At 55.1% G+C, this 19542-nt stretch carries 21 protein-coding genes and 1 tRNA gene; 10 read left to right on the top strand and 12 right to left on the bottom strand.

Going from position 1 to position 19542, the window contains the following annotated elements:
* Positions 1–1431 (bottom strand): cytochrome ubiquinol oxidase subunit I, encoded by a 1431-nt coding sequence (locus MARLIPOL_RS07825; RefSeq protein ID WP_012137512.1) that lies wholly within the window; start codon positions 1429–1431, stop codon positions 1–3.
* A 182-nt stretch (positions 1432–1613) separates the two neighbouring features.
* On the opposite strand from MARLIPOL_RS07825, the gene MARLIPOL_RS07820 reads away from it, so the two are divergent.
* The gene (locus MARLIPOL_RS07820) at positions 1614–2243 is read left to right on the top strand and encodes a class I SAM-dependent methyltransferase (protein WP_036191107.1); all 630 of its coding nucleotides are present in this window, start codon (positions 1614–1616) and stop codon (positions 2241–2243) included.
* 89 nt (positions 2244–2332) lie between these two features.
* A tRNA-Leu gene (locus MARLIPOL_RS07815) sits at positions 2333–2419 on the top strand.
* Between the two features lie 315 nt (positions 2420–2734).
* Here MARLIPOL_RS07815 and MARLIPOL_RS07810 read toward each other — a convergent pair.
* Complete coding sequence (locus MARLIPOL_RS07810) at positions 2735–2989, bottom strand: Txe/YoeB family addiction module toxin (RefSeq protein ID WP_008938367.1); 255 nt, start codon at positions 2987–2989, stop codon at positions 2735–2737.
* Entirely contained in the window at positions 2986–3237 is a 252-nt protein-coding gene (locus MARLIPOL_RS07805) for a type II toxin-antitoxin system Phd/YefM family antitoxin (protein ID WP_012137510.1), read from the bottom strand. Before MARLIPOL_RS07805 ends, MARLIPOL_RS07810 begins: the two co-directional genes overlap by 4 nt.
* A gap of 47 nt (positions 3238–3284) precedes the next feature.
* Between MARLIPOL_RS07805 and MARLIPOL_RS18980 the strand changes: the two genes are divergently transcribed.
* Genes MARLIPOL_RS18980 through MARLIPOL_RS07795 form a run of 3 tightly spaced genes read left to right on the top strand, consistent with a single transcriptional unit; the run spans position 3285 to position 4864 of the window.
* Positions 3285–3647: a DUF4279 domain-containing protein gene (locus tag MARLIPOL_RS18980; protein WP_082446097.1), complete on the top strand. Its 363-nt coding sequence runs from the start codon at positions 3285–3287 to the stop codon at positions 3645–3647.
* Positions 3647–4315, top strand: coding sequence for a GNAT family N-acetyltransferase (locus MARLIPOL_RS07800; RefSeq protein WP_323807369.1), 669 nt, complete (start codon positions 3647–3649; stop codon positions 4313–4315). The genes MARLIPOL_RS18980 and MARLIPOL_RS07800 overlap by 1 nt, the downstream gene beginning before the upstream one ends.
* A gap of 54 nt (positions 4316–4369) precedes the next feature.
* Positions 4370–4864, top strand: coding sequence for a gamma-glutamylcyclotransferase (locus MARLIPOL_RS07795; RefSeq protein ID WP_036190965.1), 495 nt, complete (start codon positions 4370–4372; stop codon positions 4862–4864).
* A 60-nt stretch (positions 4865–4924) separates the two neighbouring features.
* On the opposite strand, the gene MARLIPOL_RS07790 is transcribed toward MARLIPOL_RS07795, so the two are convergent.
* Both MARLIPOL_RS07790 and MARLIPOL_RS07785 read right to left on the bottom strand, forming a co-directional pair.
* Positions 4925–5965: a M14 family metallopeptidase gene (locus MARLIPOL_RS07790; protein ID WP_228677593.1), complete on the bottom strand. Its 1041-nt coding sequence runs from the start codon at positions 5963–5965 to the stop codon at positions 4925–4927.
* The gene (locus MARLIPOL_RS07785) at positions 5962–7446 is read right to left on the bottom strand and encodes a glutamate--cysteine ligase family protein (protein WP_012137506.1); all 1485 of its coding nucleotides are present in this window, start codon (positions 7444–7446) and stop codon (positions 5962–5964) included. The genes MARLIPOL_RS07790 and MARLIPOL_RS07785 overlap by 4 nt, the downstream gene beginning before the upstream one ends.
* Positions 7447–7725: 279 nt before the next feature.
* Between MARLIPOL_RS07785 and MARLIPOL_RS07780 the strand changes: the two genes are divergently transcribed.
* The gene (locus tag MARLIPOL_RS07780; RefSeq protein ID WP_012137505.1) at positions 7726–8721 is read left to right on the top strand and encodes a hypothetical protein; all 996 of its coding nucleotides are present in this window, start codon (positions 7726–7728) and stop codon (positions 8719–8721) included.
* Positions 8722–8732: 11 nt separating this feature from the next.
* On the opposite strand, the gene MARLIPOL_RS07775 is transcribed toward MARLIPOL_RS07780, so the two are convergent.
* The 3 genes from MARLIPOL_RS07775 to MARLIPOL_RS07770 form a co-directional block, all read right to left on the bottom strand.
* Positions 8733–9605, bottom strand: a complete 873-nt coding sequence (locus tag MARLIPOL_RS07775; RefSeq protein WP_012137504.1) for a DMT family transporter — start codon at positions 9603–9605, stop codon at positions 8733–8735.
* Between the two features lie 28 nt (positions 9606–9633).
* A complete protein-coding gene (locus MARLIPOL_RS18655) occupies positions 9634–9777 on the bottom strand; it encodes a hypothetical protein (RefSeq protein WP_012137503.1) in 144 nt (47 codons plus the stop codon).
* A gap of 106 nt (positions 9778–9883) precedes the next feature.
* Complete coding sequence (locus MARLIPOL_RS07770) at positions 9884–12484, bottom strand: DUF6351 family protein (protein WP_012137502.1); 2601 nt, start codon at positions 12482–12484, stop codon at positions 9884–9886.
* 226 nt (positions 12485–12710) lie between these two features.
* On the opposite strand from MARLIPOL_RS07770, the gene MARLIPOL_RS07765 reads away from it, so the two are divergent.
* Both MARLIPOL_RS07765 and MARLIPOL_RS07760 read left to right on the top strand, forming a co-directional pair.
* Positions 12711–13496, top strand: coding sequence for an enoyl-CoA hydratase (locus MARLIPOL_RS07765; protein WP_012137501.1), 786 nt, complete (start codon positions 12711–12713; stop codon positions 13494–13496).
* A 188-nt stretch (positions 13497–13684) separates the two neighbouring features.
* Entirely contained in the window at positions 13685–14830 is a 1146-nt protein-coding gene (locus tag MARLIPOL_RS07760; RefSeq protein ID WP_186008475.1) for a choice-of-anchor P family protein, read from the top strand.
* A gap of 52 nt (positions 14831–14882) precedes the next feature.
* On the opposite strand, the gene MARLIPOL_RS07755 is transcribed toward MARLIPOL_RS07760, so the two are convergent.
* The 3 genes from MARLIPOL_RS07755 to MARLIPOL_RS07745 form a co-directional block, all read right to left on the bottom strand.
* Positions 14883–15296, bottom strand: a complete 414-nt coding sequence (locus MARLIPOL_RS07755) for a DUF192 domain-containing protein (RefSeq protein WP_228677592.1) — start codon at positions 15294–15296, stop codon at positions 14883–14885.
* Positions 15297–15373: 77 nt separating this feature from the next.
* Complete coding sequence (locus MARLIPOL_RS07750) at positions 15374–16135, bottom strand: ABC transporter permease (RefSeq protein ID WP_012137498.1); 762 nt, start codon at positions 16133–16135, stop codon at positions 15374–15376.
* A 25-nt stretch (positions 16136–16160) separates the two neighbouring features.
* Complete coding sequence (locus MARLIPOL_RS07745) at positions 16161–17081, bottom strand: ABC transporter ATP-binding protein (RefSeq protein ID WP_012137497.1); 921 nt, start codon at positions 17079–17081, stop codon at positions 16161–16163.
* A gap of 197 nt (positions 17082–17278) precedes the next feature.
* Here MARLIPOL_RS07745 and MARLIPOL_RS07740 point away from each other — a divergent pair, with 197 nt between their 5' ends.
* Positions 17279–17680 (top strand): hypothetical protein, encoded by a 402-nt coding sequence (locus tag MARLIPOL_RS07740; protein WP_012137496.1) that lies wholly within the window; start codon positions 17279–17281, stop codon positions 17678–17680.
* Positions 17681–17745: 65 nt separating this feature from the next.
* Complete coding sequence (locus MARLIPOL_RS07735; RefSeq protein ID WP_012137495.1) at positions 17746–18084, top strand: hypothetical protein; 339 nt, start codon at positions 17746–17748, stop codon at positions 18082–18084.
* On the opposite strand, the gene MARLIPOL_RS07730 is transcribed toward MARLIPOL_RS07735, so the two are convergent.
* On the bottom strand, positions 18061–19527 hold the full coding sequence (locus MARLIPOL_RS07730; protein ID WP_012137494.1) for a PhnE/PtxC family ABC transporter permease: 1467 nt from the start codon (positions 19525–19527) through the stop codon (positions 18061–18063). The two genes, MARLIPOL_RS07735 and MARLIPOL_RS07730, sit on opposite strands and share 24 nt — an antisense overlap.
* Positions 19528–19542 lie beyond the last annotated feature (15 nt).

The raw sequence follows: 19542 nt of genomic DNA, 5'->3' as shown, positions 1-19542 counted from the left end.
TCAGTGACCTCCCTGGTTGGCTGGTTTTTTTGGCTTGTCGTTGCTGTATTCAAACGGCACATGGGTGGCCGAAAAAGGCCGTGCCGGCCGTTCGGCTTCGTGCTCGTCTTCATCGTGCCGGTCTTCCAGCCCCACATAGAGAACGCGCATCAGGTAATAAACGCCTGCAGAGAACACCAGACCGTACACCACGATATAGCCGATGAGTGTAAACAGCGCCATGCCACCGGTTAGCGAGGGTGTGACGGACTGAGCCTGGGTCATCATCCCATACACCAGCCAGGGTGCGCGGCCCACTTCGGTGACGAACCAACCGGTGAGCACGGCAATGAACGGTGCAATACTCATAAAACGCAGACCTTGGAGGAACCAGCCTGTACGCCAGTAACGGCCGCCTGCACGAAGCACAAGGCCGGTCACGGCGAAGATAATCATCAGCAAGCCAAGGCCCACCATGATTCGGAAAGACCAGAATACAATCGCAACCGGAGGCTGCTCCTCAACCGCCACCTCATTCAAGCCGGGCACTTCGCCATCCCACTCATGGGTCAGAATGAAACTGGCCAGACTGGGGATCGCGATCTCGAACCGGTTGGTCTGGTTTTCCTGATCCGGAATCGCAAACAATAACAGCGGTACATTGCGCGAGGTTTCCCAGTTACCCTCCATTGCCGCAACCTTCATGGGCTGGTGTTCCAGAGTGTTCAGGCCGTGGAAATCGCCCACCACTGCCTGGGCCGGAGCGATAAACAGCAGCAGCCACAGACACATGGACAGCGCCTTTCGGTTGGCTTCTACTTCCCGACCTTTGAGCAGGTACCAGGCACTTACGCCCGCGACCACAAAACTGCCGGTCAGGAAGGAGGCCAGCCCCATATGCAGGAACCGGTAGGGGAAGGACGGATTGAATATTGCCTCGCTCCAGGAAGTCACGTAAAACACGCCATCCCGCAGTTCAGTGCCCGCCGGGGTCTGCATCCAGCTGTTGGCTGACAGTATCCAGAACGATGAAATGAACGTACCGGTGGCAACCATAATAGCGGCGAGCAGGTGAACGCCCGCAGGTACCTTATCGCGGCCAAACAACAACACCCCCAGGAATGCCGCTTCCAGAAAGAAGGCGGTGACCACCTCATAACTCAGTATCGGACCGAGATAGTTGGCCGATGCCTGGGCGAAGTTACTCCAGTTGGTCCCGAACTGGAATGACATCACGATACCGGATACCACCCCCATGCCGAAGACTACTGCAAAGACCTTGGTCCAGAAGGCCGAGAGCTTTTCCCAGATCGGGCTTCGGGTTTTAAAGGCGAGGCCTTCGAGCACGGCGATGAAGGAAGCAAGCCCGATGGTAAAAACCGGGAAAATGGCGTGAAATGACACCACGAACGCGAACTGAATTCGCGATAGGATGAGAGGATCTAGGTCCATGGGAACCCTCCGGTAAAGTTCACATTACAACAAACGGGCCAGCGTACCCGTTCAGCCGCTGCCTTAGCTCAGTTTGTTATATTGTTATTACCGGCAGATAATCATTATGTTACTAAATAAAACGACAACCTCGATAGGGCAGATTGTCGCATCCTTGACATGAAACAAGTATGGGGAAGCCGATGAGCTTTTACGAAAACCGCATACTGCCACACATCATAGACCGCGCCTGTTCAATGGGCCAGGTCATGAAGTTGCGCAGCCAAATAGTGCCCCGGGCGAAAGGCCGGGTGCTGGAAGTCGGCATGGGTTCGGCCATCAACCTGGAGTTCTACAACCCGGACAATGTCAGCCTGGTCTACGGACTGGAACCCTCAGAGGGGATGAGACGCAAAGCACTGCCAAATCTCGCCCGTTCCCCGGTTCAAGTCGAATGGCTGGATCTTCCCGGAGAGAAAATCCCTCTGGACGACCACTCCGTAGACACGGTATTGCTCACATTTACCTTGTGCACCATCCCTGATTGGCAAGCAGCGCTCCAGCAGATGTGGCGGGTACTCAAGCCCGGTGGTGAACTGCTGTTTCTGGAGCATGGCGAATCTCCCCACGACAGCACACGGAAATGGCAGCACCGAATCACACCCGGCTGGAAAAAGCTTGCGGGTGGCTGCCACCTGAACCGTCACATCGCCGACCTGATCCGACACGCAGGCTTCGAAATCCTGGAACTGGAGAACCTCTACATACCCAAGGCACCCAAGATAGCCGGCTACATCTACAAGGGCAGAGCGGTCAAACCGGCAGAAGTCTGATTCGCGGCTGGAGAAGGTGAGGGCAGATTCCGGATTGCGTTAACTTACGCGGCCTTATACAATTCTGCCCCTCAAAACCTCCCTCCGATGCCCGGATGGTGAAATTGGTAGACACAAGAGACTTAAAATCTCTCGGCCGCAAGGCCGTGCCGGTTCGATTCCGGCTCCGGGCACCATAAAAATCAGTATGTTGCGACATTTCCTTCTGATTTACGACATTTAACGCTGCAGACCATTAGTTCTCCCACTCTGAACCCATAGTAGCTGGAGCTTGGCGGTGTGTGGCATTCAAATTGTCAGAGCCGAATCACGATACAGTCCCTCCTTGAGCAAAAACGAGAAGCCACGCGATTACATAGCAACCCAAGTCGGACTCGGCTAGGCTGTTGTAAATATGAGAACTTTAGAAATCGCAGGTTAGAAGAAATGCGGAGTTATGTGGAACGCACGTTTCTGCGATATTTGCGAAAGCGGTCTAATACGGCGTTAAATCAGTAGTGATACCGGAGCTGGGCGATAAGCAAAGCGTCATCCGTGACTTTGTAAACTATTCGGTGTTCTTCGTTGATCCGGCGAGACCAGTACCCGGCGAGGCTGTGTTTTAGGGGCTCTGGTTTGCCAACACCTTCAAACGGTTCTCGCTTGGTCTCTTTGATCAGCTTGTTGATTCGGTTAAGAATCTTTTTGTCGGTTTTCTGCCAGTACAGATAGTCTTCCCAGGCGTTCTCGGAGAAGATGAGTTTCATTCAAGAAGTTCCTTTTCTTGACCACCGCCTTGCTCCAGCTCGGCAACGGATTCCAGCAAACGCCGTGCGTTTTTTGGTGCGCGCAGAAGGTATGCAGTTTCTTGCAGCGCCTCGTAGTCCTCGAGGGAGATCATTACCACTGACTGCGACTTGCTCCGGGTGATGATCACAGGGGAATGGTCTTCACAGACCTGCTCCATGGTTTTTGCTAGATTGGTTCTAGCGGCTGTGTAGCTAATGGCATCCATGAGGTTTCTCCTGTACAGGATGTTGTTCGTGTGCAGAATACCGTACAATAGGTTGTGAGCCAACTCGTAGTTTCGAAAAAGGTGAGCAGAGAACGAAACGCACCGATGTGAACAATAGATACTATCCGTGGCAAGGATGGTTTTTTTCGACTAAAGAGCTTAGCGAATCCAAGGATTGCCGACGGCACCTTGAAATTCTGCTTGCTGGGCCGTTCAAGGACGCTGGGATTTTGGAAGGTCTTCGAGATCGTGGTTGTGAGATGTCTGTGGCGATTATGTACGGTTTCACTCAAGGTGGTCCTACTATCTCGCCAGATCAGATGCGCGGATTGGCCGCTGCGGGTGTAGAGGTGTGGTGGGATTTGTATCACGAACCAGAGATTCAAGGCGATGAATCGGGTTGCTGCTAATGGCCAAACCAATGCAGGCACGGCGACCCCCATTACATTGCGGCTTCGCCTCCACTACAAAGCCGTGCATGCTGGCTGCGTTAGGCTTCAGAAACAAGGCATTCCCTGCTATGGCAGAGTTAATAGAATGTGAGACAGAACGGCTGTGTTTGCGGCAATGGCAAGAAAGCGATTTCAAGTCGTTCGCCACTCTGAACGCCGATCCAAAGGCCATGGAGTACTTTCCCGAACCGCTGAGTGGCCAAGCAAGTACTGAGATGGCGGAGAAAATTCGCTCGCTCATCGAGCAGCGTGGTTGGGGGTTCTGGGCAGTCGAGGTCAAGGGTGCCGAGTCGTTTATTGGTTTCTGTGGGCTACACGTACCCACTGCAACTCTGCCTTTTTCTCCGTGTGTCGAGATTGGCTGGAGGCTATCGTCAGCATACTGGGGGAAAGGCTATGCATCAGAGGCTACTCGTGGTGCGCTAAATGTTGCATTCCAACCGTTAGAGCTCCCCGAGATCGTCTCCTTTACCACAGTTGGCAATCAGCGATCGCGTCGGGTCATGGAACGCATAGGCATGAAGTACAGTGGCCAGTTTGAGCATCCCAGCTTGCCTGAGAATAGCCCCTTGCGGCCGCATGTACTTTACCGTTTACGACGAGAGCAGTGGGGTATAAAAGCTTAACCAGTGCATTAAATTTGTTCCGGCCCGATGGGCCTCCACCGGTATGGAGACAACGTGAAATATTTTGCGTACGGATCAAATATGTCACTCCTCAGACTGAAAGGGAGGGTTCCGGGTGCTGAGCGAATAGGTATGTTCACACTGGTCGAGCACTCTCTCCGGTTCCATAAGTGGAGTAAGAAAGACGGATCTGCAAAATGCGACGCGCTATTCACCGGAAATCCCGATGACTGTGTTATTGGTGCGCTGTTTGAAATACAGGATTACGAGAAGGGCCCGCTAGACAAAGCTGAGGGATTGGGCTTCGGCTATGAGGAAAAACGGGTGATGGTAACAGATACTCAGGGGAACTCCCTTGAGGCTTTTACATACTACGCGACGACAACAGATCCATCGTTACTCCCTTACTCCTGGTATTTACATCACGTCATACAAGGCGCGAAAGAAACAGGGGTTCCTGCTGACTACCTGAATGCTCTCTCAGCCACAAAAAGCCAGGAAGATCCTGATCGGGAAAGAGATGCAAGGGAGCGAGCGATATACAGGTAACCGCCGCAAACAGAGCGACGGCTTTCCGGCCTACTGGGGCACCCTGGCACCTTTTCAGTTTTAAAAAATGGGTTCGCCTGTCGCTTTGACCGCATAAAACAGGCAGTCGCTCTTCGCAATAACGGGGTTGGTGGTAATCATAAAGGCTTTGATGGCCTGGGCGGGGTAGATCTGCCCATCCTTTACCCTGAGAACCTGCTCCATGTTCTCGGTCCGGTTGTGGCTGATCGCTGTGAGGATGCCAAGGCCTTTTTTTCCAATCCATCCGAGAGGCTCATCGGGAGAAACGATCCCGAAATTGCGGTGCTCGATGTCTGGTGGAAACGTGAGGTCAGCATGCCCGCTGGGTTCAAGGCGGTATTCTATGGTCGCTTCGGGTGCCAGTTCCACCCGAATAGGGTTTCGCAGTACGGCGACATTCCACTCCGCTTTTTCCAGCGACAACACGTCGGATCTCGAGGCATACCGAACGAGTCCTTCGTAAGCCAGTTGATGAGCGTGATCATCCTGGGCGCCACCACACTCGATGGTTACCGTGGGTACTTCCTGTTCCGAATATTCCATCAGAGCACCCAGACGAAGATCCGTCATGATGAGGCGATCGGTGTAGAGGGAAGTTAGCGCCTGATGTGCGGCATCATTGGTGATGCTCACAGCGAACGCCGGGCCTGTGCCTGAGGTATTGTGCACATCCAGAAGGCATTCAGGTTGCGCCTTGCGAAGCTCTGCCAGCATGGCTTTTGCGATGGCCCCTTCCTCTCCTTCGAATGGTTCCTTGAAACAACGGTTGAGGTCGCGTCCTTCGGGCAGCTGTCGTGATGAAAACGCCGGTGGAATCTTTGCGGGATAAACTCCTCCGAGCAGAAACAGCATGTTGACCTCGGGCGTGTGTTGCTCCAGTAGCCACCGGTGAAGCGCAAACAGACCCGAAGGCTCATTGCCGTGAAGCAGCGTCGCCATGGCCCGGGTACGGGAGCGATCGCGACCGGCAACATGAACCACCGTGGGCTTGTTCAGTCGGTCCAGCCACTCGAGGGGTGAGCGACCCAGCGTCCGGGGTGACGGGTCATTGAGATAATCAAGTAGGTTGGCGTTGCTCACGGTGACAGTGTCCATTCATGCAGCGGGATGTTCTTCTTCTGGTTGGCCATGTAAAGAGCCAGCATACTCCGGAACGCCTCATCGGGACTCATAGTCCTTAAAAATAACTCGGTGATGTGTCGCTGCCACCGGGCGCCAGACATGTTGGATTCAACTCGGCCTTCGATGATGCCCAGCAGGCGGTGAATCTCTGCCTCATCTACGGCTGTTTGTTTCAATGTTTCCCGGGCCCGTGGCAGCAGTTCACGGGCCACGGTTAACAGGGAGGTATCCTGCAACTGAACCTGGTCCTTTTGTGGCCAGATGATTTCGGCGTCGATGCCATATTTGGCGGCGCGGTAGAAATTGTGTTCAGCGTAATGGAACGGGAGTATCGACGTCAGATGATCGATGTCATCGAGCACTGCCAACGCAGCCCCGATCACGAACAGTCCGTTCGCACACATATCAACGGCCGTCGGACCTGCCGGCATAGAGCGAATCTCGATGCGTAGATGACCACCGTCTGCGTGATCAAAGATGGCCCGGTTCCAGGGCCAGGTGGTGCCCTGGTGCAGACGCAGCTCGGCCAGTTCCGGCACCTCTCCTCGATCAACCACGGCTATGGGATCCTCATCCGACGTTACTGGAAGGATAGGGGGATACAGTGATGCGGAAGCCGCAAACAGCTCCCAGGCACTGCGTGCCCAGCCGTTGCCGTAATAGACTCTTGGTGGGTGGCGCCAGGTTTTATGAGTGGGGGATCGACTGTCTATGGATTGCTTGAACAGCGCAATACGGGTTTCGTCCCAGAGGTGGTGGCCAAACAGGCTGGGCGAATTGCTGGCCAGAGCAAGAACAACCGGAGTAACGAGTTGGACCGCGTTGAAATAATCAGCGAAACGATGCGCGGGGACACGCCAGTGCAACTGGAAGGACGTATTCGCCCCTTCCATATAAACGTCGTCGGCCTCCAGATCGATGACATCGTTACCCCCGATATGGATGCTGAATGGCTCGCCCCGTTGCTTGAGCAGCGCGTTGGATAGGGCATGGTAGCGGGGTACGTCTGTCATCGCCTCCGCCCCTATATCGGACTGACGAAGAGTGGGCAGAATGCCGATTGATACCAGTTCGCCATCCAGTGCTGCGGCGTGGCGGTTAATCCGTCGGATGGCAGCGAGCAGCTCTTGTTCTGTTCTGGCAAATGGTTTCCCCCTGAAAGCCTGGGGGCTGAGATTGTATTCGAGGTTGAAGCGGTTGAGCTCAACCGTCAGTTGGGGATCCTGAACGCGGGCGGCGATCTCTGTGTTGATGGGTTGAACTCGCAGGTCAGAGTTTACGATGTAGAACTCAACCTCGGCGCCAATGGAAAACTCTCCCTCACCAAAGCCGGGCCGGTTCAGAAGACGAGTGAGAGCTTTAAGGTCCGTCCGGACCTTAGCAGCAAAACGTTCAAACTCGTCCGCCGAAAATTCCGTTTTCTTGATCGACAGTCCCACGGCAACGTCATCTCTTGTACTGACTTACCTTGATAGTAGTGGAAGATGCGCCAGGCAGCAGCTCAGGACCATCAGACCATGGGGTTACATAGGTTGTGCAAGTATTCTTCAAATAGCTCCGGGATAACAAAATTGTGAAGATCCCTGGCTTTCGTGACCAGCGTCATGCTCTTCAAGTCCTACCATGCCAAAACATGGTTATTCTCACGACATTCCGCTATAAAAGACGTGGGCCGGGTGCCCTGTCAAGGTAATGAAAAACCAAGGGAATGAGATTTTATGAAGCAGCAAACCTTTATCAAGTCAGTCATGGTGACGTCCGTTGCTCTGGTTCTGTCCGCCTGTGGTGGTGGCGGTGGAGGGGGCGGGAGTGATCGTGAAGTGTCGTCTGGTGGTTCGCTTTCTATGGATGATGGCGGGTATTCAACCCGGAAAGCATCGCTTAACACGCAGCAAGATTTCGAGGGTACGACGTCTGCCTATCAGTCATCGGAAGAAGCTCTGGACCTCGTGACCGAAGTTGAGGACGTGATCAACTCTGGCGGGCTGGAAGAGATTGTTCATGACGGTGCGACTGCGCAGGCGCTGGATGATTCCGTGGATCTGGCTTGCGAAAATGAGAACGGCTCGGTCAAGGTTACCGACAAATCTGTCTCCAGCGTTATTGATGTTCGTTACGACTTCAGTAATTGTCGTTTGACGACGGTCAGTTTCGGGCAGGTTGCGCTGAACGGTTCCTATACCTACAAGGAAAGTGGTAGCTCCAGCTCCGGATCGGAGTCCTGGACTGGTTCGGAAACGTTCAATATCTCCGGGAGTTTCGTGGCCTCTGGCACACCCTTCGCGCTCAAAGGGGGGGATCGCTGGTCGGAAACCTTTGATGCTGCTGCCGAGCAGGGCACGTTGACACTCAGTTCCGATGTTCTGGAGTTCAAAAAAGGGACAAGTTACGTCGCATTGCAGAACTCTCTCATCACCCTCGGCATTGATGGCAACCAGCTGGCTTTAAGTACTGAATTCAGGCTGATCAGCTCTGCTATGAACGGTTACGTTGACTATACAACGCCCAGTCCCATGGTGATCGATCTCTTCCAGGAGAGCACCTGCCCTGTCCAGGGGATTAATCGTATGGAAGGGGACGGAGTGGTTGAAGTGCGTTACGGCGTGGACACCGGGACAGGTGCGGACATTGTCGTAGAGGTAAACAACAATACTGTTGCGTCCTATGAGACCTGCGACGAGTCGGGTATCAACATGTTCCCGGGTGCGTTATAGAAACCGGGTAATCAACTGCGGACCGCCCGCCGATAACGTCTTACTTCGGTCCAGCCGTGAACGGCGAGTGTGGAGAATATAATCACACCGCCGATCAGGCTGAGTTTGGGCGGCACTTCCCCGAGGAACAACCAGACGAGGAAGGAGCCCAGTACGGTTTCCAGTAGCAGCATGAGGCTGACTTCCGCCGCCGGTATGTAGCGGGGGCCGATCTGGATCAGAATGCAGGCCATCGGTAGAAACACCAGGCAGAGCAGGGCGATAAAGAAACTGTCCCGGGGTGAGGGTATTTGTGCGCCGCCGGCCAGGGCGGCTATTCCTGCCAGCGCCAGGGCGCCGAACATCAACATCACGCTCATATCGCTGTCCGGTTTGGAGCGGGCCATATTGAGGTTGGAGGCAAGGGCGGTGGCGGCAACGGCTGCCATCATCAAGCCCAGCGGGTCGCCCTTGCCCCATTCGCCAATGGCCATGAAGGTGGCACCGGTTACACAGACCAGGATGACAATCCAGGTTCTGAGGGGCAGGGTTTCTTTCCACACCAGCCACGCGATCACCGCGGCGATCACCGGTGAGGTGTTGAGGATCACCAGCACATTACCAGCGGCGGTGTTTTTCATGCCTACCACAAAACCCAATGTGCTCACGGCAAAGGCGCTGGCGCAGAAAAGACCCTTGAAGCCACACTTGTGGATTTCGGATACCAGTCGGGAGCGGTACCTGAGCCAGCTGATGGCAAAAAAGCTGAGAGTCAGCAAAAGGCCCCGCCAGAACAGGAATACCACCGGCTCCACGGAGGTTATTTTTACCAGGAGTGCGTCCGGGGTAATAAACAACACACCCAGTGCCGCAATGGTCAGCCCTTTTATACGGGTTGGCTCCACGATCTAGCTGTCCGTTATCAGGCGTGCGCTACTGGCTGCTCTGTTCCGGTAATGGCTCGATGGTGTTGATGTCTCCGGTTGGTACGGCAGGGTCATCCCTCATGACGACGAAGATGCCACCCAGGATGATGGCAACGCCAACAATGATTTTGAAGATCATGGATGTGTGCATGATTGCCCGCTCCCTACATTTGATTTCCTTACTCTTATCGTGCGGGCAGAGGCGGATAATAGCAACTCAACGCAAGGGCAGCTTGCGCTGCCCCTGAGCTCTGTCATTACAGATCGGTTTTTGGGTTCAGGTTCACTCCAAACGCCGGGGAGGCCCAGCCTGCAACTGTTTCACTTCTGGCAGGTAGTGGTTCTCCGCCTGTGGTTACGGTCTCTTCATTGCCATACTGCAACCACGTCATAGTGGGCACTTCGCCGACCGGTGGTTTGCTGTAATCACAGACGCCGTCGGGGAAGATTTCCGCCACTTGTAGCGCAAACTCTTGAGAACTTCTCACACCAGTGAGGGGGTTCTCCGGATAGTCCGCAGGGTCCACGGGTTTGAGTTGGCACTTGTTGCTCAGTGTGGTGATGGAGTCACCGGCTACGGTACGTGGTGTGCCAAACCGTGTCTGGACTACCAGCTTCTGGGCTTCCACCACCTGGTCGGTAATGGGCTGGAGTGGATCAGCAATGGTGTCGGGGAGCCCCAGGTCACCCAGATCCAGGCCACAGACTTGTCCGGTGGCAACGTCCAGTATCTGACCCAGTTCGGCGGGGAATGTGGGAATCTGGTCCGAATCGAGTCCGTCTATCTGCGGTTCCGGATAGAGAAGATTGCCGGTGTAGGGCGCCTTCGGACCTTCCTCCGAGAATGGCGCAGACATTGACAGGCAACGGTCCCTGGCAGTAACTGGCTTGTTGGCGATAACTTTAGCCGGTACCGGCGTTGCTTCCTGATCGGCTTCGATGGCTGCCAGCCATTGGTCCATCACCAGCAGGGCTTCGGTGGTGAAGATAGTGTCACCGGCCAGTGGGAAGGCGCCGTACCAGATCACCTGGTTGCGGGCGTGGCCCTGGGTTTCTTGCAGACGTGCCCGTACCTGCCAGGAGTGGAAGGCATCGTGGGCAATGCCAGGGTCCGGGCCTCGCAGGTCGATGATGGGCACGTTGGCGAGATTTTCCGCAGTATTAACCGCGCCGGTGCGATAGGCGTTTTCCAGCGCTTCCGGATCCGCGACCGTGCGCTCATCCTGGTAGTTAATATCAACGTCCAGACCACCGATGTCGCGGTTGACGGCCAGGAACTGGTCCCCGGTGATGACACCGTCCTGCAGTGCTTTGAGGCCATATTGAACACCGCTGTTGTCCAGCGGGATTCCGGCGAAGCCCCGTGACAGAAGTTGCTCATTGGGAGACCACGCCTCAGGCTGACGAGTGCCAAACTGGCTGACCATGTAGTCAATCAGACCACAACGCAAGCCGTCGGGATGGGTTTCCGGGTCATACACTTCGGCTTCCCCAGCCAGGCCCGGGCAGTTCTCCTGGTCCGGTTCGGCCGATGGGAAGAACGCCAGGTCTGAAACGACCGGGTTTACCGGCAGGTGACCATACAGTGCTGGCCACTGGGCTACAAAGACGGGCGAGGTGAGCAGGCTTTCGACAAATGTAAGAAGGTCAGCCGGGTCTTCGGATACCTGGTTTCCAAGATACTCGTTCAGCAGATTGTAATCGGCAAACTGGGTGGCAGTGGTCCACACGTCGGGGTAGGAACACTGGACGATCAATCCCTGGTAGATACCCGGGTAGGCATTCGCGATGTGCTGTTGGGCGATGGCACCACCAGAGCATCCGGTACCGATGGTGTAACGCACCGGGCCATATTGCTCGACGATGTGTTCTTTCGCCATAACAAGGGATTCCGCCGCCGTTACCAGGTTAACGTTATGACCAAGGTTGGCCTGGGCGGTGGACAGGGTTACAAAGCCGCGGGCAAGGGCAACGGAGATGCTGTCCCCCAGAAGGGTTTCAGCGCCTTCCGGGGCCGTACCGGCGATATCGCCATTGGGCGGGTGCCCCATGCCATAGCTGACCCCGACATTGCCGCCGTGGTGAATCAGGATCTTGCCATTCCACTGCTCCTGCGGTGCCAACGCCGTCCATTTCTGGTCCGGCTGAAACAGGGACATCACTTGATAGCGATCGCGGTTCATGACGCCTGTCTCAACCCTCACGATATAGGGAACCGTGACGCCTTCATCAGTGGTGACCTGAGCAATGTCCTCGGATGGCGGTGGGTTCTCTGGATCGTAAGGCAGGAAGGCACCAGGAAACCCGGGAGATTGCGGGTCAAAGTTTTCAGCAAACAGATCAAACTTTGACTGGGGTACATACTTCAGTTCGAATTCCGCGGGCTGGTTGCACTTGTCGTCCACGGCATTGGCGTTGGTGCAGTTCCAGGGTTGGACTTGAGGTCCGGAGAATACCGGACCACCTTTGGGGTGGTTGGTGATGATTTTACGCAGCACGCCGCCTTTACCCAGAATAACCTTCAGTTCGTTCTCGCCGAGTTCCAGGCCAGAGATCAGGCCACGGAGCGCGCCGTTCTCCATGGTGGTCAGAGCGTCGCTGATGTCTTTGCTATTGAGCAGAATTCTGGCGCCCTTCAGATTCGCTGATGCCACTTCGACCAGGGCATCGCCACCGTTGATCAGGTCAGGGCGGTTTGACAGTACCCGGATAGCACCCTGGCCGGCTACTTCTTGCTGTTCGGAATCCACCACACTGCCAGTGTCATTGGGATTGTCGTCGGAGCTGCCGCCACTTCCGCCGCAGCCGGTGAGCGCTATTATCGCGGCCAGGGGTAAAGCTTGTTTGATTAGTCTCATGGATACCTCTTTTTGTTGTTTTTTGTGATGCTTTGTCACGCTTTGCCGTCATAAAACCATAAGTTTTACGGTCTGGGCGTTGGCCACGCGGACATTGGGGGGCGTCACTTTTGTGACCTGGGTCACGTTTAACTTTGGCGACAGTCAGTGTGATCCCGACGAAAGTCGGCTCGACTTACGAGTAGCAGCCCGGAATACTGAAGAAAACCCTGAGGAGTCCATCGCCATGACTGCGGAAGAGATGATTACGGTTGCCACTGAAAATGGTATTACTACGCTAACCCTCAACCAGCCCGAGAATCGAAACAGCCTGTCCATGTCGATGCTGCGGGCTCTTTCTGAGCGTCTTGAAACCCTCGAGGATGATCCCGATACCCGGGTGGTTGTGCTCGCCGCCAGTGGCCGGGTGTTCTGTGCCGGTCACGATCTCAAGGAGATCCGGGAGCAGTTTGGTGATCAGGATCAGCAGAAAGATTTATTTGACCAGTGCAGCAAGGTCATGCAGCAGGTAGTGAACCTGCCAAAACCGGTGATAGCCCGGGTGGCGGGTGTTGCCACAGCTGCTGGTTGCCAGCTGGTGGCCAGTTGCGATCTGGCGGTGGCGGCGGATACAGCGCGTTTCGCCACCCCGGGCGTCAATATCGGGTTGTTCTGTTCCACGCCGATGGTGGCATTGTCCCGCAATGTTCACAGAAAGCACGCCATGGAGATGCTGCTGACAGGCGAGATGATCAGCGCGCTCCGGGCGGAACAGATCGGGCTGGTGAACAAGGTGGTGGATGAGCAGGTACTGGATGACATGGTGTACAACATGGCGGGGGTCATTGCTGGCAAATCCACTCACACCCTGAAGATCGGGAAGGAAGCCTTTTACCGGCAATTGGAGCTCGGTCTTGCGGATGCCTACGATTACACATCACAGGTCATGACCGATAACCTGGCCGCAGGCGATGCTCAGGAAGGTATCTGCGCGTTTCTGGATAAGCGCACCCCGGAATGGAAGGACAGCTGAATACACAGGGTCTGTTAAGTGCATGTTATAAAATAGGAAATATCCCTTTTATGTACATCTGTACTACTTCGGTGACTCTATAGAGGAAATCCGTCTTTTGCGCACTCCTTGTTAGCACTAATACTCATAATGTGGTTTGGGATACCAGGATAGTAGCCACATTATAAAAAACGACAAGGAGAGTGGAAATGAACCCAGGTACTACAACCCTCGGGAAAGCGGGGATAGCGATAGTTGTAGCCATTGCAATGTGTCTTGCGTCGGCAACGGTTTTCGCTAACTCCAAATCCAATAATGGTAAAAACGGCGGATCTGAACCATCAGTAATGCCGTCCTATATCGGCAGCGCAACCGCGCTCGATGTGTCTCTCAATCTCTTGCTTCTCAACGAAAGAATCGTGCTATCCGATACCGGCGAGCTCGATAGCAGTGGTGGGAGCAAGGATGAGTCCCTGATCAACTATCAAGGAGATGTGGTTCAGGCGAGCGTGCTGCACGCCACCACCGTGGGCTCTGGCAATCGTACTGATTCCATGGCCATTACCGCAGGGCTCGGGCTCGACCTGACTTCTCTGGGCGTCGATCTGACAACCAGCGCCAAGGTTCTTCAGGCCGTTGCTTCGGCGGAGTGTACCAATGGATCGCTTCATCTGTCGGGATACTCCGACATCCTGGGGCTGACGATCAACGGTATGCCCATTAATGTGAGTGGGGAGCCAAACCAGACCCTGGATATTGGCGGGCTGATCAAGGTGACGATCAATGAGCAAGTCGGGACAGACAACAGCCTTACGGTGACCGCCCTGCGTGTTGAAGTGCTGGGGTCTTTGGGGACGCCTGTTGCTGAGGTGGTCGTATCCCGTGCCGAAGCCGGCTTGATCTGTGGTAGTGGACCAGATGGCGAATGCCCGCCAGCGGCGGACTTTGTCACCGGCGGCGGCTTCTTCAACGATGACTATGGCCAGCGGGTGAACTTTGGTATGAACGGCGGAGTGTTCCCCAGTGGGGAACTGAAAGGTCGCTTCAATCTGGTGGCACCGGGTCACCATATTCGGGGCAGCTCCGTTGTGGATTATCGTATTATCGATGCCACAACCCGCGAGCTGGATTACATTGCCGATGACAGCGGCGCGACGTTCTGCACAGTGACTGTTGCAGATAATGGCGAGCCGGGACGAGCCGATACTTTCGGCATCAGTTGTGACTCTGGTTATTCGGCCAGTGGGACGCTGAGCCAGGGCGGAAATATCCAGCTCCACAAACCGACGTCATGCAAGGCAAACGATGACAGCAAAGGTGGCGGTAACGGCAACAAGGGAGGTAAGAAGAAATAGCCGCCATGTTTTGGCCGGCCCGGGCCGTAAGTCTGGGCTGGCCTTTGAATCCTCAAGGTTTGCAGATGGACTCGCTGGATGAGAGTTGGTGGCCCACTGAAATGCCGTTGTTCCGGAAAAAGGACTGGTTCATCTCCAGGGCAGAGGAAAAGCTCACGCCTGCACGATACACCGGGCAACCTGATCCCGACGGAGACCGACAGGGAACCATCTGCCTGATGGCCACGATGGTGCCCTCCTTATCCAGGTAGGCGATATCCAGGGGAATCAGTGTCTGGTACATCCAGAACCCGTGGTCAGGCCTTCTGGGTTCTTCATAGACAAACAGCATCCCGGTATCGGGTGCCAGAGACTCTCTCCCCATCAGGCCATTACGGCGCCCAGATTCCGTGATTGCCATTTCCACCGTAATCGGGACGATCCTGTGATCGGTAATCAGGCATGCCTCTCGGAGTGATTGTGACACCGGCACCTCTGCGTTGATATCCCCGGTAACAAGGCAGGTTAGCAGGAGGCCTGTGTTCAGAGCCCGATTTATCCTGCTCATGAACGCAGTCGATAGCCTGTTTTGAAGATCCACCAGATGGTCGCCATGCACGCGGTCAGGAACAGCAGGATCATGCCGGCACTGATGCCCACGTGGATATCGGATACGCCGTAAAAGGCCCAGCGGAACCCACTGATCAGGTAGACCACCGGGTTAAACAGGCTGATGGTCTGCCAGATCTCCGGCAGCATATCGATGGAGTAAAAGGTGCCACCGAGGAACACCAGGGGTGTCACAATCATCATCGGGATAATTTGCAGTTTCTCGAACCCGTCCGCCCAGATGCCAATAATAAAGCCGAACAGACTGAAGGTGATGGACGTAACCACGAGGAAGAAAAACATCCAGAAGGGATGCAGCACGCTGTAATCCACAAACAGTTTGGCGGTGGCCAGTATGATCAGACCAAGGATGACCGACTTCGTGGCTGCGGCCCCCACATAGCCCAGTACGACTTCCACGTAGGATACAGGAGCGGAAAGCACTTCATAGATGGTGCCCGAGAACTTCGGCATATAAATCCCGAAGGACGCGTTCGAGATGCTCTGCATCAACAACGAAAGCATCACCAGGCCCGGGATAATGTAGGCGCCGTAGCTGATGTTATCGATGGCGCCCATACGGCTGCCGATAGCGGAGCCGAAAACCACGAAATACAGCGATGTCGAAATAACCGGTGACGCCACGCTTTGCATCAGGGTTCGGCGCATGCGGGCCATCTCGAAATTGTAGATTGCACGGATACCAAAGAAATTCATGGGTTGCTCCAGTTTGTCGGCGCCACTATTCGTGAACCAGGCCGACGAAGATCTCTTCCAGCGAACTTTCCCGGGTCTTCAGGTCCCGGTAATCAATGCCGATATCCCCAAGAGTGCGAAGCAAACGGGCTACACCGGCCTGTTCCTGTTGGGAGTCGAACGTGTAGATCAGTTCGTAACCGTCATCAGACAGTTCAATCGGCTCCAGCACCAGTTCACCGGGTACTTTCTCCAGCGGTGAATGAAGTTGCAGGCGTAGTTCCTTTTTGCCGAGTTTGCTCATCAGCCGGTCCTTGTCTTCGACCAGGATGATTTCCCCCTGACGGATGACCCCGATCCGGTCCGCCATTTCCTCGGCTTCTTCGATGTAATGGGTGGTCAGGATAATGGTCACTCCATCTTCCCGAAGATGGCGAACCATCTCCCACATATCCCGGCGGAGCTCTACATCCACCCCGGCTGTCGGTTCGTCCAGGAACAGGATCCTGGGTTCGTGGGACAAGGCCTTGGCAATCATCACCCGGCGTTTCATGCCTCCGGAGAGGGACATGATGCGGTTATCCCGCTTATCCCAGAGCGATAAATCTTTCAGGACCTTTTTGATATGCGACGGTTTGGGCGCCTTCCCGAACAGGCCCCGGCTGAATGACACAGCATCCCAAACCGTTTCAAAGGAGTCTGTGTTCAACTCCTGGGGAACCAGGCCGATGCTCTCCCGGGCCTTGCGATAATCCCGCACGATGTCGTGGCCAGCGGCTTTGACTTCGCCGCTGGACAGGTTGACGATGCCGCAAATGATGCTGATCAACGTGGTTTTACCCGCGCCGTTGGGACCAAGCAGGGCGAAGATTTCACCGGGGGTAATGTCCAGGTTGATATCCTTCAGGGCCTGAAATCCATCGGCGTATACTTTGTTCAGGTGCTTAACGGAAATGTCCGGCTGCACTGGCGTATCCTGTAGGTGGTGAATCAAAGCGCCGTATTTTCTCACGACTGGCAGTGGTTTAGAAACCTTTGCGTTCCTGTTGTGAATGACCATAATGCCACTTTTATCCGGGGGAATTGGAATTGATACGAGCGGTGACGGTTATTGTATTGATTATAGGGCTGGTCGCTGTGGTCGTATTTGGGCCAGGGTGGCTCATGTCAGGTGATACGGATAAAACTTCCAAACTACCGGTATGTGACCTGAATGCGGGCCCCTGCCAATGGGAGATGAATGGGAAGCCATGGGTAGCGGAGCTTGAGCCGGGTAAAGCAGGGGCGCAGGGGCACGAGTATCTGCTGCGCGTCCACACACGCTACGAACCGGACCGGCTTCTGGCGGTTTTGAAAGGGGAGTCCATGTACCTGGGCGAATACCCGGTGCCCCTGAACCGCACTGAAACCAAAGCCGGCATTCATGTATGGCAGGCGACATTCGTTGCCCCATTCTGTACGACCGATCCCGACATGCTGTGGCGTTTGGAGTTTCAGCAAAGCAATAGCGCCCTGGATCCGCTGCCAGTCAAATTGATCTTCGAGGCCGAAGGGCCAGGCGCCTGAGGCCATGACAGCCCGGCAGGATTGTGTAGAATGGCCGGGATAACAAGATTGCCAGGGACGATGCCATGAATTACAGCGACAGTGTTCAGAAAGTCCTTCTCCGTAAGATAACCAAGGCCGAACAGGATCTTCTGCAGCTTAAACTGGATTATTGCCGGTTTGTCTATGGGCTGACGCATCGGTCACGGGTTCAGGTTGGGGGAAAGTCTTACCTCGTGCGTTCGGTGGATGTGGAAGCCATGAGCCGCCAGAATGACGGAAGCTTCAGCAAACCCGATGTTGCCGGTGTAGCTGCGGATACAACCGGACCAGCGCAGCCCATCGACTTGGGTACCCAATGGGAACTGGAACAACCCACAGTCGCAAAAGAGACCAAGGCTTCAGCAAGTCGGCATGGTCTGTAACGCCAGTTTGCGGCGAATGTAACGACCCAGGATGTCGATGCCGATATTCAGTAGCGCCGTGATCAGAATCAGGACCATGGCGCGATCAAAACGGATTTGCTGGATCGCACTGTCCACGTAGAACCCCAGGGTGTAGATACCCAGTATCCCAAGGATGGCGGTTTCCCGCATGATAATTTCCCAACGATAGAACAGGAAAGCCAGGAAGGAGCGGTAGACTCTTGGTACCAGTTCCCAGCTGTATCGGCGATACCCCGTTGGGGCATCGGGGCGAAGCTGTATGGTGTTGGTCTGACGTCCAATCAGGTGACCGATGATGCCGCCGTTGTGTAGCGCCAGGGCGACCACCGCCGGCAGCATGGACGGTCCCCAGAGCTGTAGCAGGATGTAGGCAAGGATATATTCGGGAGTAGAACGAGCGATTACCAGGAACACATGGCCGGATGTGCGCCTGATCGGTCCCCCGAAGTGATTTGAAATCAACGGAAAAGCCAGCAAGGTCAGGATCCCGGTGGCAACCAGTGCAATCTGGGTGAGCAGCAGGGTGTTCCAGATCCCGGGCAGGGCCTCCGTGAGCATCAGGTCGCTGAACCAGGCTCCCAGTTCGGTAAGCCCCTCACCATCCCGAAGCGGTGCTGGAATGATGTCCTGAGTGAAGAAACGTGCCACGTTACCCCAGACGATGGGCATACCATCGCCAAGGAAAAACGGTGCGCCCAGAATGTACACCGGCAGCAGTTTCGGTTTTACCCAAAGGGGAATGGTGGCGATCAACACATAGAACAGGATCAGCATTGCGCCGGCCTGGGAGTACAGCCCCTGGGAGAACGAGGTTTCCAGATAAAAACCCAGGGTTGGCAGCCCGACGAACCCGAGAATCGCACTGGACCGAAGGCCGCATTCCAGCCGGTATGCGGTATACGTCCGGAGCTGAACCCAGCAATCCGGTATGCGGGTGTATAGAAAGGTGGAAATGATGCCGGTGCCCGGGGGCAGCAGACGAGCCGGCCCTGGATCTGCTTCATCCAGAATCTCCGAGTAAACTTTGGCAAAGATGCCTGAGTAGGGAATGGCGATTGCCAATACACCTGTCAGCGGGTGGAAGCCAAAGAACTGCAGAAAAATTAACGCCCAGAAAAGTTCGTGTATGGCGCGGATGAAGGCGCAGAATATCCGCACCGGATAAAATCGATAGATCAGTGAAAGCAGGAAGCCGCAGGCACTGCCCAGTGCCACACCGACAAACGCGAATGCTACCGTTCTCAGTAGCGCAGTGGCCAGGCCTTCGGTACTGAAGAAATCTGGTGTTGCCACCCCAAGGAAAAAGCGCCCGAGATCCCGCCAGGGGTTAGCCGTAGTGATGGCGATGTCTGCAAAAAACAGGGCGGCGATGGCTATCACCAGAAATAGCAGACTGATTCTCAGGGTGGGGGAGAGATGCATAAAGTTGCAGTCGCC

This window comes from Marinobacter lipolyticus SM19 (genome assembly GCF_000397065.2).
Lineage (GTDB): Bacteria > Pseudomonadota > Gammaproteobacteria > Pseudomonadales > Oleiphilaceae > Marinobacter > Marinobacter lipolyticus.
The sequence above is the reverse complement of the archived record's forward strand: the minus strand, read 5'-3'. Positions and strand labels throughout refer to the sequence as shown.